Annotated in this window: 9 protein-coding genes; 1 reads left to right on the forward strand and 8 read right to left on the reverse strand. The window is 71.1% G+C overall.

Features of this window, described 5'->3' with window-relative positions; translation table 11 throughout:
- The 3 genes from N5D30_RS20165 to N5D30_RS20175 all read right to left on the reverse strand — a co-directional run.
- A partial coding sequence (locus N5D30_RS20165; protein WP_279910408.1) for an alpha/beta hydrolase occupies nt 1-856 on the reverse strand: 856 nt, incomplete at its 3' end.
- Between the two features lie 12 nt (nt 857-868).
- The gene (locus N5D30_RS20170; protein ID WP_279910409.1) at nt 869-4,147 is read right to left on the reverse strand and encodes a carboxyl transferase domain-containing protein; all 3,279 of its coding nucleotides are present in this window, start codon (nt 4,145-4,147) and stop codon (nt 869-871) included.
- On the reverse strand, nt 4,144-5,835 hold the full coding sequence (locus tag N5D30_RS20175) for an AMP-binding protein (RefSeq protein ID WP_279910411.1): 1,692 nt from the start codon (nt 5,833-5,835) through the stop codon (nt 4,144-4,146). Before N5D30_RS20175 ends, N5D30_RS20170 begins: the two co-directional genes overlap by 4 nt.
- Before the next feature lie 164 nt (nt 5,836-5,999).
- On the opposite strand from N5D30_RS20175, the gene N5D30_RS20180 reads away from it, so the two are divergent.
- Complete coding sequence (locus N5D30_RS20180) at nt 6,000-6,932, forward strand: LysR family transcriptional regulator (protein WP_279910412.1); 933 nt, start codon at nt 6,000-6,002, stop codon at nt 6,930-6,932.
- Nucleotides 6,933-7,022: 90 nt separating this feature from the next.
- Here the strand turns inward: N5D30_RS20180 and ispA are convergent, their stop codons facing one another.
- The 5 genes from ispA to N5D30_RS20205 all read right to left on the reverse strand — a co-directional run bounded on the left by ispA (nt 7,023) and on the right by N5D30_RS20205 (nt 11,765).
- Nucleotides 7,023-7,910: a (2E,6E)-farnesyl diphosphate synthase gene (gene ispA / locus N5D30_RS20185; RefSeq protein WP_279901899.1), complete on the reverse strand. Its 888-nt coding sequence runs from the start codon at nt 7,908-7,910 to the stop codon at nt 7,023-7,025.
- Nucleotides 7,907-8,149 (reverse strand): exodeoxyribonuclease VII small subunit, encoded by a 243-nt coding sequence (locus N5D30_RS20190; protein ID WP_279901900.1) that lies wholly within the window; start codon nt 8,147-8,149, stop codon nt 7,907-7,909. Before N5D30_RS20190 ends, ispA begins: the two co-directional genes overlap by 4 nt.
- 26 nt (nt 8,150-8,175) lie before the next feature.
- Nucleotides 8,176-8,889, reverse strand: a complete 714-nt coding sequence (locus N5D30_RS20195) for a PqiC family protein (protein ID WP_220814671.1) — start codon at nt 8,887-8,889, stop codon at nt 8,176-8,178.
- Nucleotides 8,890-9,004: 115 nt separating this feature from the next.
- Nucleotides 9,005-11,263 (reverse strand): DNA topoisomerase IV subunit A, encoded by a 2,259-nt coding sequence (parC, locus tag N5D30_RS20200; protein WP_279910413.1) that lies wholly within the window; start codon nt 11,261-11,263, stop codon nt 9,005-9,007.
- A 13-nt stretch (nt 11,264-11,276) separates the two neighbouring features.
- Nucleotides 11,277-11,765: a TIGR02281 family clan AA aspartic protease gene (locus N5D30_RS20205; RefSeq protein WP_220814732.1), complete on the reverse strand. Its 489-nt coding sequence runs from the start codon at nt 11,763-11,765 to the stop codon at nt 11,277-11,279.
- Nucleotides 11,766-11,771: the final 6 nt, after the last annotated feature.

An 11,771-nucleotide genomic window follows, 5' to 3' on the forward strand; every position in this document is an offset into this window, starting at 1 on the left:
GCAGGTGCTGCTCCAGGCGCGGCACCTTGTCGGCCATGCGCTTGAGGGTAGGCGCCTCGAAACGGCCGACCGGGTCGCGCTCGCCGAGCAGGAACAGGGTCGGCTGTTCCACCCGCAGCCCGGCCAGGGGCTCGGTGCGCTGCCAGTTGCGCTCGAAGTTGCGGTACCAGTTCAGCGTGCCGTGGAAACCGCGGCCGGCGAAGGTGCGTTCGTACACCGCGAACAGCTCGGGCGGGCACCAGGCCGGCAGCGGCAGGTCGCCCATGCCGTCGAACAGCCGGGCGTCGGCCGGCTTGTCCTGCAACAGCGCGCCTTCCAGGCCGCCGAGCAGCAGGCGCAGGCTGCGGCCGATGTCGGCGTCCAGCTCGGCCTCGGCCAGCCCCGGCTGCTGGAAGTAGAGGATGTAGTGGAAGCGCCCGGCGTAGGCCTCGCGCATCATCTCGATGGCCGGCCGCCTGGGCCGGCCGCCGAAGGGCACGGACAGCGCGCCCAGCGCCTGCACCCGCTCGGGCTCCAGCAGCGCCAGGTGCCAGGCCACCGGCGCGCCCCAGTCGTGGCCGATCACGGCGACGCGATCCTGGCCGAGGGCGTCCATGGCGCCCTGGATGTCGCCGCACAGGGTGATCAGGTCGTAGGCCGCGGGATCGCTCGGCGCGCTGCTCTGCCCGTAGCCGCGCATCTCCGGGGCCAGCACCCGGTAACCGGCGGCGGCCAGCGCCTCGATCTGCGGGTGCCAGGCGTACCAGCACTCGGGGAAGCCGTGCAGCAGCCACACCGGGCGGCCGTTCTCGGGACCTGCGCTGTAGAGGCTGAGGTCGATGCCGTTGACCGCCAGCAGCCGATGTTCGATCTGCATGAAATGCTCTCCTTACCAGGTGTCGACGAAGGGCCGCTTCTTGCCCTCGCGGGCAGGCGGTCTGGGTGCGGCGTTGAGCCCGCGCAGCAGCCAGGCGCGGCTCTCGGCCGGGTCGATCACGGCGTCGATCTCCAGGTAGCTGGCCATGTTCAGCGCCTTGCCCTGTTCGTAGGCCTTGCCGACCAGTTTGTCGAACAGCGCCTGGCGCGCGGTGTCGTCCGGCTGGGCCGCCAGCTCCTTGGCGAAGCCCAGGCGCACCGCGCCCTCCAGGCCCATGGCGCCGAACTCGCCGCTGGGCCAGGCGGCGGTGAACAACGGCGAGTGGAAGCTGCCGGCGGCCATCGCCTGGGCGCCCAGGCCGTAGCCCTTGCGCAGCACCAGGGTGAAGAATGGCACGTTGAGGCTGGCGGCGGTGACGAACATGCGCGACACGTGGCGCACCGTGCCCTGCTTCTCTGCCTCCGGGCCGACCATGAAACCGGGCGTGTCGCACAGCGAGACGATGGGCAGGTCATGGGCCTCGCACAGCTGCATGAAGCGCGCGGCCTTGTCGCCCGCCACCGCGTCTATGGCGCCGCCCAGGTGCGCTGGGTTGTTGGCGATCAGGCCGAACGGCTGGCCCTCGATGCGGATCAGCGCGGTGACCAGGCCGGGGGCGAACTGGCGACGCAGCTCCAGCACGCTGCCTTCGTCGGCCAGGGTGGCGATCACCTGGCGGATGTCGTAGACGCGCAGGCGGTTCTCCGGGATCAGGTGGCGCAGCTCGCGCTGGTCGGCGCAGCGCCAGTCCGCCAGCCAGCCCTGGAAGTAGGACAGGTACTGTTTCGCCACCCGCACCGCCTCGTCCTCGTCCTCCACCAGCACGTCGATCACCCCGTTGGGGCCTTGTACGGCGGTGGGGCCGACTTCCTCGGGCTTGTAGCTGCCCAGGCCGCCGCCCTCGATCATCGCCGGGCCGGCCATGCCGATGCTGGCGTTGCGGGTGGCGATGATCACGTCGCAGCAGCCGAGCAGGGCGGCGTTGCCGGCGAAGCAGCGGCCGGAGACTACGCCGACCAGCGGCACCAGGCCGGACAACCGGGCCAGGCCGACGAAGGTGTGGCAGTCCAGCCCGGCCACGCCGACGAAGTCGGTGTCGCCCGGCCGGCCGCCGCCGCCTTCGGCGAACAGCACCAGCGGCAGGCGCCACTGCTCGGCCAGGCCGAGCATGCGGTCGGTCTTCTTGTGGTTCATCACGCCCTGGGTGCCGGCGAACACCGTGTAGTCGTAGGCGATGGCCATGCAGCGCGCGGCCTGCTCGCCGAACTGTGCGGCGCCGACCGTGCCGATGCCGGCCACCAGGCCGTCGGCCGGGCTCAGCTCCAGCAGTTCCTCGGCGCTGCGCCGGCGGCGCTGGGCGGCCAGGGCCATGGCGCCGTATTCGATGAAGCTGCCCTCGTCGAGCAGGTCGGCGAGGTTCTCGCGGGTGGTGCGCTGGCCGGTCCTGCGCCGCTTGGCCACTGCCTCGGGGCGGCGCGCGTCGGTCAGGCGTTCATGGCGCTCCAGCACCTCGGCCAGGTCGGCGCGGATGTGTTCGAGGTCGACCGCCTGCTCGTTCTGCGCTGCGCCGCCGTCCACCTCGGCCGGTTCGAGGAACAGCAGGGCCTGGCCCTCGGCCAGGGCGTCGCCGGGGGCCGCGGCCAGGGCGCGGACGATGCCGCCGCGCTCGGCGCGCACCTCGAACTCCATCTTCATCGCTTCGAGCACGGCCAGGGTCTGGCCGGCGGCCACGGCGTCGCCCTCGGCGACCTCCAGGCAGACCAGCACGCCGGTGCTCGGCGTGTTCAGGGCGACGGTGCCGGGCGGGGCGTCGACGCTCTCGCGGCGGGCGTCCGCCGCCGCGCCGCCGCCGCTGAAGTAGCGGTGCGGGTGGGCCTCGCCACGGGCGGCCAGCAGCTCGGCCAGGTGGCGCTCGACGAAGCGGGTGTCGACCCGGTTGGTGGCGACTTCCTCGCGCTGCAGCAGGTTCTGCAGCAGGTGCAGGTTGCTCGCCACGCCTTCCAGGCGGAATTCGCACAGGGCGCGGTAGGCGCGGCGCAGGGCGCTCGGGTAGTCCGGCGCGGTGGCGATCAGCTTGGCCAGCAGCGAGTCGTAGGCCGGGCTGACCGGGTAGCCGGCGTAGCCGTAGCCGTCCACGCGCAGGCCGGGGCCGGAGGGCGGCTGGTAGGCGCTCAGCACCCCGGCGGCGGGGCGGGTGCTGCCGTCGGCCTGCAGGGTCTCCAGGTTCAGGCGCAGTTGCACGGCGCAGCCCTGCGGCGGCGGTGGGCTGTCCAGGCCGAGGTCGGCCAGGCGGCTGCCGGCGGCCAGGCGCAGCTGGGTGTGCAGCAGGTCGACGCCGGTGACCTGCTCGGTGACGGTGTGCTCCACCTGCACCCGCGGGTTGGCCTCCATGAAGTAGAAGCGTCCCGGGCGGTCCAGATCGAGGAGGAATTCGAAGGTGCCGATGCCGCGATAGCCCACCTCGCCGGCCAGGCGCAGGGCACAGGCGATGATCGCCTCGCGGGTGGCGCCGTCCAGGTCCGGGCTGGGGGCGATCTCCACCAGTTTCTGGTTGCGCCGCTGCAGGCTGCAGTCGCGCTCCCACAGGTGGCTGACGGCGCTGCCGTCGCCGAGCACCTGCACCTCGATGTGGCGCGCGTTCTGCACCAGTTGCTCGACATACAGCTCGCCGTTACCGAAGGCGGTCTGCGCTTCGGACTGGCAGCGCGCGTAGGCCTCGACCAGCTCGTCGGCGCTGGCGACCGCGCGCATGCCGCGCCCGCCACCGCCGGCCAGGGCCTTGAGCATCACCGCGCCGTGCTCGGCCTGGAAGGCCAGGGCCTGGTCGAGGTCGACGGCGCGGTTGAGGCCCGGCACCAGCGGCACCGCGCAGCGCTCGGCCAGCGCGCGGGCGGCCGCCTTGTCACCGAACAGCTCCAGCACTTCGGGCGACGGGCCGACGAAGACCAGGCCGGCGGCCTGGCAGCGACGGGCGAACCCGGCGTTCTCGGCGAGGAAGCCGTAGCCCGGGTGCACGGCATCGCAGCCGTGCTCGCCGGCCAGGGCGATCAGCTGGTCCATGTCCAGGTAGGCGGGCACGCCGCGCCCCTTGAGCGGCACGGCGAGGTCGGCCTTGCGCGTGTGCAGGCTGGCGCCGTCGTCCTCGGCGTACACGGCGACAGCGCGGATGCCGAGGTCCGCGCAGGCCTGGGCGATGCGGATGGCGATCTCGCCGCGGTTGGCGATCAGCAGGCTGGCAAAGGGCGGTTTCACAGCAGGTTCTCCAGTTCGTTCTTCTTCACCTTGCCGGTGGCGGTCATCGGCAGGGATTCGGCCAGGCGGATCTCCGGCACCTTGTAGACGGCCATGGCGTCCGCGCACCAGGCGCGCAGGCTGTCGGCGCTTTCCGCGCTGCCCGGCTTGAGCACGACGAAGGCCACCGGCTGCTGGCCGCGCCTGTCGTCGGCGCGGCCGATCACCGCGCTGGCGAGGATGGCCGGGTGCTGGCCGAGCAGCGCCTCGATCTCGCTGGGGAATACGCTCATGCCGTTGACCTTGAGCATTTCCTTGCGTCGCCCGAGGTAGCGGATGAAGCCCTGCTCGGTGATCTGGCCGAGGTCGCCGGTGTGCAGCCAGCCGCCCTGCAGGGTGGTGGCGCTTTCCTCCGGGCGCTGCCAGTAGCCGTGCATCAGTGACGGGCTGCGCACGCACAATTCGCCCTCGGCGCCCAGCGGCAGCAGCTCGCCGCTGGTGAAGTCGCAGACCTTGAAGCGGGTGCCGGGCACCGGCAGGCCGACGAAGGTCGGCGCGCTGTTGAGGTCGAAGTCGTCGCCCTGCAGGCCGAAGGTGAAGGTGTCGCTGGTGTGGGTCTCGGTCATGCCGAAGCTGAATTCGAACAGGGTGGTGCCGGTCGTCTCGCGCCAGCGGCGGCGGTAGTCGACGGTGAGCTTCTTGATGAAGGAGATTGCGCCGGTGCGCTCCAGCGAGCGCAGGTCATAGTCGGCCAGGCGCGGGTGGTCGAGCACTTCGGCGGCGCTGTCGACCAGCAGGCCGCAGTGGCTGACACGGTAGTGCTGCACGGCGGCCATGAAGGCCTCGGCGTCCCAGCGCGCCAGCAGCACCAGGCGGCAGCCCGCGTACACGGGGGCGAGCAGCCCGGCGTTCTCGCCGGCGATCCAGAACTCGGGCAGGAAGTTGAGCACGGTGTGCTCGGGCGTCAGGCCGAGCGCGGTCGGCACGAAGCTGGCGCAGGTGTAGAGCATGTTGCCGTGGGTATGCACGCAGCCCTTGGGCAGGCCGGTGGTGCCGCCGGTGTAGTTGAGCGCGGCGATGTCGTCGAGCCGGGGGCGATGTGCGGGCGCGGCCGCCTGGCAGGCATCCAGCGCCGGCAGGAAGTCGATGAAGTCGTCGCCCGCCAGCTTCGGCGCCAGCAGCAGGTCGGGCAGCGGCAGGCTCGGCACGCTGGGGCGCAGTTCGCTGAGGCTGGTGGCCAGTACGCGGCGCAGCGGGGTTTCGACGCGCACCTGGCGCACGATCGGCAGCAGCTGGTCGAAGCAGATCAGGGTCTCGGCGCCGCTGTCGCCCAGCTGGTAGCTCAGCTCCAGGCCCTTCGACAGCGGGCTGACCGGCACGTAGACCGCGCCGGCGCGGAGGATGCCGTAGAAGGCGACATGCAGCTGCGGGCAGTTGGGCATGAACACCGCCACGCGCTCGCCGGGTCGCACGCCGAGTTCGGCCAGCAGGGCGGCGCAGCGGTCGGCCAGGCGGTCCAGCTCGGCCCAGCTCAGCGCGTGGCCGTAGAAGTCCAGGGCGACCGCATCGGGCTTGCTCCCGGCCCAGGCGCGCAGGTATTCGGTCAGCGGCTGGCGGCCGTGGGGGTATTGCGGCTCGCGCGCCGCGCCGGCGGGCCAGGCGGCGGCGTGCAGGCCGTCGAGGTGTTCGAGGTAGACGTCGAGGGACATGCTGGCGCTCCCGTTGTTGTTCTTGTGCAGCGGGCATCTTAGGCGGGCGGCGGAGGCACCAGAACTGACGCTTATTCATCCGCATACATGAATGTCATGCATGATTGCTCCGAAGGCCCTGCCTGCTAGAGTGCGGGGTGTTCGCCCGGTATCCCCGAAGAATCATGAATCAACCACATGAATGGCCGGAGCTAAGCCGGCTCGATCTGAACCTGCTGCGCGTCTTCGAGGTGATCTACCGCGAGCGTAACCTGACCCGCGCGGCGGCCCGGTTGCACCTGAGCCAGTCGGCGGTCAGCCATGCCCTGGCGCGGCTGCGCGAGCAGATCGGCGATCCCCTGTTCGTGCGCGACGGCCGCGGTGTGGTGCCGAGCGCCCTGGCGGAGCGGCTGGCGCCGGGCATCCAGGATGCGCTGGACGGCCTGCGCCGCAGCCTGGGCGCGGGACGCGCCTTCGACCCCGGGCGCGACCGGCGCAGCTTCTGCCTGAACATGCCGGAGCAGATGGAGCCGCTGCTGCTGCCCCGGGTGCTGGCCCACCTGGCGTCGGTGGCGCCCGGGGTGGAGGTGCGCAGCAGCGGCCTGCACTGGGCCGAGCTGCAGCGTGACATGGCCGTGGGCAGGGTCGACCTGGCGATCGAGATCACCCGTTCGACCGACGCCGAGCTGCGCCAGAGCCCGTTGTTCAGCGATGCGTTCTGCGTGCTGGCCGGGCCGCGCTTCGAGGGCGAGCTGAGTGCCGAGCGCTACCTAGCCGCCGGGCACGTGGCGGTCAGTTCGCTGCGCCGTGGGCTGTGCGCCGAGGACCTCGCACTGGGCCAGCTCGGCCTCTCCCGCGAGGTGCGCCAGCACTGCCGCAACTACCTGACGGCGGCGCTGCTGGTGGCCCAGGGCGACTGGCTGCTGACCCTGCCGCGCGGCTACGCCGAGCTGCTCGACCTGGGCCTGGGCATCCGTCGGCTGGCGATGCCCCTGGCGTTGCCGCCGGTGAGCCTGAGCCTGTACTGGTCGCGCCAGGCCGAGAACGACGCGGCCCACCGCTGGCTGCGCGACGAGCTGCTGACGCTGGCGCGCACCTTTCTTCCTGGCGCTGTGTAGATCGGTGTAGGGCGGGTGAAACCCGCGGCTTGGCTTGCATCGCGCGGGTTGCACCCGCCCTACAGGCCAGTGTGTGGTATCGGGGGCGGGTCAGCTGCGGCGCGCGACGATGTAGCGGGCCAGCTCGCGCAGCGGTTCGGCGCTGTCGCCGAAGGGGCGCAGGGCGTGCAGGGCCTGGTCGCGCAGTTCCAGCGCGTAGGCCTTGGCCTGTTCCAGGCCGAGCAGGGCGGGGTAGGTGGGCTTGTGGTTGGCTTCGTCCTTGCCCTGGGTCTTGCCCAGGGTGGCTGTGTCGCTCTCCACGTCGAGGATGTCGTCCTGCACCTGGAACGCCAGGCCGACGGCTCGCGCATACTGCTGCAGCGCGCGCAGGCCGGCGGTGTCGGCCTTGCCGCTGGCCAGGGCGCCGAGCTGCACGCTGGCCTCGATCAGCGCGCCGGTCTTGTGCCGGTGCATGGTTTCCAGCGCCTGCTGGTCGAGTCGCTGGCCCACCGACTCCAGGTCGATGGCCTGGCCGCCGACCATGCCGGCCGGGCCGGCGGCGCGGGCCAGGCCCATGACCATGGACAGGCGCAGGTCCGGGTCCCGGGGGTTGCGGCGGGCGTCGGCCAGGGCCTCGAAGGCCAGGCTCTGCAGGCCGTCGCCGGCGAGGATCGCGCAGGCCTCGTCGAACGCCTTGTGGGTGGTCGGCTGGCCGCGACGCAGGTCGTCGTCGTCCATCGCAGGCAGGTCGTCGTGGACCAGCGAGTAGGCGTGGATCAGCTCCACCGCGCAGGCGGCGCCGTCGGCCCGGTCGAGGTCGCCTTCCAGCGCCTCGCAGGCGGCGTAGACCAGCAGCGGGCGCACGCGCTTACCGCCGTTGACCACGCTGTAGCGCATCGCCTGGTAGAGCCGGGCCAGCTCGGCGCTCGGGGCGTCGAAGAGCTGCTCCAGGGCGGCGTCGACCCGCGCCTGGCAGCGCTGCTGGTAGGCGCCGATCATGCCTGTTGGTCCGGGTCGAAGGGCGCCTCGTCCAGTTCGCCGTCGCGTTCGAGGAGGATCTGCACCTTCTGCTCGGCCTGGCTGAGGGAGGCCTGGCAGTCGCGGGTCAGGCGGATGCCCTGCTCGAAGGCGGTCAGCGAATCTTCCAGCGACAGCTCGCCGCTCTCCAGGCGCTCGACCAGGGTCTGCAGGTCGGCGAGGGACTTCTCGAAATCGACGGCGGCTTTCTTGCGGGCCATGGGCGGACTCTCGACGGATACGGGGTTCAGAAGCGCAGCACTTCGCCGCTGCTGCGGGTCGGCGCCACCAGCGGAATCTGCGGCTGCTGCTCGGCCTTGGGCTTGGCCGGTTTCGGCGTGGCCTGGGCCGGCTTGGGCGCCTCGGCGACCGGCTGCTGGTTGCGCAGCGGCTCGATGGCCTCGGCCAGGCGGGTCGCCAGTTGCTGCAGCAGGCGGCTCTGCGCCTGCACCTGGTCGGCGGTGGTGCCGCTGTGGGCCTCTTCCAGGCGCAGCAGCTGGCTGTCGCGCAGCTGGCCGCTCCTGTCCAGCAGGCGCCACTGGGCTTCCAGCACGGCCGGGTAGGTGGGGCCGGAATCCAGGCGGATGATGTTCAGTTGCACCTGGACGTCAGGCTTGAACTCGGCGTTGAGCGGGGCCAGGACAGTGCGCTGGCTGTCCAGGCGCCAGGCCAGCTGGCGCAGCAGCACCTGGTCGATGTCGGCGGCCAGGCTGCCGGCCCAGCGGGCGTCGGCGGCGGCCAGCAGGCTGCTGTCACTCTGGCGTTGCAGCAGGGTTTCGTGTTGCAGGTAGTCGGCCACCGACACGGGGCCGAGCAGCACGGCCAGGCCCTTGGCCTGGGTCGGGAGTTCGGCGGTGCCGTTGTCCAGCTGGTACAGCGGTATCGGCTTGTGCGCCGTGCAACCGGCCAGGCCGAGCAGGCCGGTCAGCAGCAGTACCGAAGAAAGGCGCAGCAGTCTCATGTTTCACCCTGGGGGTCGCGGCAGCGACCGGCAGTCCTGTGTCAAAGCCGCGTATGATCCGCCAAAGCGGCCGCGGACTCCAGCCCGCGGCGCTCTACGGCATGCATTCCGTCGATCAGGCCGGGCCTTCCACCAGCAGCGAGTCGACCCGCTGGAAGCCGCGCGGCAGCTTGTTGCCGCGCCGCCCGCGCTCGCCCTTGTAGTGTTCCAGGTCGTCGGCCTTGAGGGTCAGGGTGCGTTTGCCGGCCTGCAGCACCAGGGCGGCGCCGGCGGGCAGCACGGCCAGGTCGGTGAGGTATTCCTCGCGGCTGGCGACCCGCTCGCCGGGGATGCCGATGATCTTGTTGCCCTTGCCTTTGCCCAGCTGCGGCAGGTCGCGCACCGGGAACAGCAGCAGGCGGCCCTCGGTGGTCACCGCCGCCAGCCAGTCGTTCTCGACGCTGGCCACCGGCTTGGGCGGTACCACCAGGGCGCCGTTGGGCAGGGTCAGCAGGGCCTTGCCGGCCTTGTTCTTGGCCTGCAGATCCTCGCCCTTGACCACGAAGCCGTAGCCGGCGTCGGAGGCGATCACGTACAGGGCGCTGTCGTCCGGCAGCAGCACGCAGTCGAAGCTGGCGCCCGGCGGCGGTTGCAGGCGGCCGGTCAGAGGTTCGCCCTGGCCACGGGCCGACGGCAGGCTGTGGGCCGCGAGGGAATAACTTCTACCGGTCGAGTCGATGAACACCGCGTACTGGTTAGAGCGGCCTGGCGTGGCGGTCTTGAAGCCGTCGCCGGCCTTGTACGACAGGCCGGTGGCGTCGATGTCGTGGCCCTTGGCGCAGCGCACCCAGCCCTTCTCGGAGAGCACCACGGTGACCGGCTCGGTCGGCATCAGCTCGGTTTCCGACAGAGCGCGGGCCTCGGCGCGGGCGACGATGGGCGAGCGGCGGTCGTCGCCGTACTTCTCGGCGTCCTCGAGGATTTCCTTGCGCACCAGTTTCTTCAGCTTGGCCTCGCTGCCGAGCAGGCCCAGCAGCTTGTCGCGCTCCTTGGCCAGTTCGTCCTGCTCGCCGCGGATCTTCATTTCTTCCAGGCGGGCCAGCTGGCGCAGGCGGGTGTCGAGGATGTAGTCGGCCTGCACGTCGGTCAGGCCGAAGGTTTCCATCAGCACCGGCTTGGGCTGGTCCTCGGTACGGATGATACGGATCACTTCGTCCAGGTTGAGGAAGGCGATCAACAGGCCTTCCAACAGGTGCAGGCGGCGCTCCACCTTGTCCAGGCGGAACTGCAGGCGGCGCCGCACGGTGCCGACGCGGTACACCAGCCACTCGGTGAGCAGGGTGCGCAGGTCCTTGACCTGCGGCTTGCCGTCCAGGCCGATGACGTTGACGTTGACCCGGTAGCTGGACTCCAGGTCGGTGGTGGCGAACAGGTGGGTCATCAGCTCTTCGGCGTCGATCCGGTTGGAGCGCGGCACGATGACGATGCGGCAGGGGTTCTCGTGGTCCGACTCGTCGCGCAGGTCGGCGACCATCGGCAGCTTCTTGGCCTGCATCTGCGCGGCGATCTGTTCCAGCACCTTGGCCCCGGAGACCTGGTGCGGCAGGGCGGTGACCACGATGTCGCCGTCCTCGACGCGGTACACGGCGCGCATGCGCACCGAGCCGCGACCGGTCTCGTAGATCTTCAGCAGGTCGGCGCGCGGGGTGATGATCTCCGCCTCGGTGGGGAAGTCCGGGCCCGGCACGTGCTCGGTGAGCTGCTCGACCGTGGCGCCCGGCTCGTCCAGCAGGCGCACGCAGGCGCTGGCCACTTCGCGCAGGTTGTGCGGCGGCACGTCGGTGGCCATGCCCACGGCGATGCCGGTGGTGCCGTTGAGCAGGAGGTTGGGCAGCCGCGCCGGCAGGGTCGCCGGCTCGTCCATGGTGCCGTCGAAGTTCGGCACCCAGTCCACGGTGCCCTGGCCCAGTTCGGCCAGCAGCACTTCGGAGTAGCGCGACAGGCGCGCCTCGGTGTAGCGCATGGCGGCGAAGGACTTGGGATCGTCCGGGGCGCCCCAGTTGCCCTGGCCGTCGACCAGGGTGTAGCGATAGCTGAACGGCTGGGCCATCAGCACCATGGCCTCGTAGCAGGCGCTGTCGCCGTGGGGGTGGTACTTGCCGAGCACGTCGCCGACGGTGCGCGCCGACTTCTTGTGCTTGGAGTCGGCGTCCAGGCCCAGCTCGCTCATGGCGTAGACGATGCGCCGCTGCACCGGCTTGAGGCCGTCGCCGATGTGCGGCAGGGCGCGGTCCATGATCACGTACATGGAGTAGTTGAGGTAGGCCTGTTCGGTGAAGTCGGCCAGCGACCGGCGCTCCACGCCTTCCAGGCTCAGGTCGAGGGTGTCGCTCATGCGTGCCTCATGGTCATTTCAGAGAAGTCGATTGGCGCAGCACCAGGGTGCCGCCCTTCTGGGTGAATTCGAGCTGCTTGAGGGCGCTCATGCCGAGCAGCACCTGATCGCCCTCCATGCCGGGGGTGATCAGCGCCGCCACGTCGCGCAGGTGGATGTCGCCGAGCTGCAGCAGCGCCAGGCGGGTGCGCCAGCCGGTGACGGTGCCGTTGGCGGTGCGGATCTGCACCGGTGCGCCGGGCTTCAGGCCGAGCGTTCCGGCCAGCTCCTGCGGCACGGCCACGGCGGTGGCGCCGGTGTCGAGCAGGAAGGTCACGGTATGGCCGTCGATGCGGCCGTCCAGCACGTAGTGGCCGCCCTGGCTGCTGGCCAGGCTGACCTCGATGTAGCCGTCGCCGTGTACCGACGCCGGCTGCCGGTTGGGGTTGGCGCGCCGCTCCTCGAAACCGCCGAACCAGTGGGTGGCGAGCGCCAGGGCGGCCACCCAGGCCAGGATCAGCATGATGCG

This window comes from Pseudomonas sp. GD03875, from assembly GCF_029840585.1.
GTDB classification, from domain to species: domain Bacteria; phylum Pseudomonadota; class Gammaproteobacteria; order Pseudomonadales; family Pseudomonadaceae; genus Aquipseudomonas; species Aquipseudomonas paralcaligenes.